At 45.7% G+C, this 1,010-nt stretch carries 1 protein-coding gene; it reads right to left on the bottom strand.

The features are described 5' to 3' along the window. Positions 1 to 1,010, bottom strand: a 1,010-nt coding sequence (locus ACS8FC_RS15120; protein ID WP_439297375.1) for a peptidoglycan glycosyltransferase FtsW, incomplete at both ends; no start/stop codon positions are given.

Raw genomic sequence — 1,010 nt, 5'->3', positions numbered from 1 at the left:
ATTGGCTTTTTTCAATTTCGGGGCTTTCTTTATATATTTTCAATAATAAAGCCACCATCACCAAGCTAATCAACATTGAAGAACCGCCATAACTAAAGAACGGCATGGTGAGGCCTTTGGTAGGAATGGCACCCATGTTCATCGCCGCATTAATAATCGTCTGCGCAATAAACACCACACCGATACCGAACGCGGTATAGCTCATGCGCATTTGGCGACGTTTTAGCGCGTTGTAGCTGATACGCATCGCACTACCGATAATCAGTGCTTCGAGTATCAATACCATGCTAACACCAACAAAGCCCAACTCTTCACCCGTAATCGCCAATAAAAAGTCAGTATGCGCCTCAGGCAAATGCGACAGTTTTTGCACACTTTCGCCATAGCCAACCCCAGTGAACTGTCCACGGCCAAAAGCAATCAGACTACGTGCCAGCTGATAATCGGTATCCTGCACATCATCAAACGGATCCATGAACGACATCACACGTACCAATCGGTACTCTGCCGTGGTCACCATCAACACTGCGCCACCAACGGCAGCCGCGCCCAATGCTAAGAAGTGCTTGTAAGGTGCTCCAGCGATATAAAAAATCGCGAACAGCGTCCCCAAAATAACGACGAAAGAACCAAAATCTGGCTGCGACAATAGCAGTATCGTTATCAGTGCCACTACTAACATAATTCGTAAAAAGCCATCTAGACCATTACGAACTTCAAAAGAGCGACGCACCACAAAATCAGAGACAAACACAATCATGACCAGCTTGGCCAATTCTGCTACCTGAAAGTTAAAGCCTCCTAGCGTGAGCCAGCGTTTAGAGCCATTAATAGGTGTACTAAACAGCGTTGCCACTAGCAAAATACCGGTGATACCCAACAGAAGAAACTGCGTTTCAGTCTTATATAGCGTCCGTAACGACACACCATAATAAGGGATAATGGCAACGATTAACCCAATCGTCATGTACAGTAGCTGGTTATTGAAAAAATACAGCTCCGTCATACCG

The organism is Psychrobacter sp. 1Y4 (genome assembly GCF_051847555.1).
The sequence above is the reverse complement of the archived record's forward strand: the minus strand, read 5'-3'. Positions and strand labels throughout refer to the sequence as shown.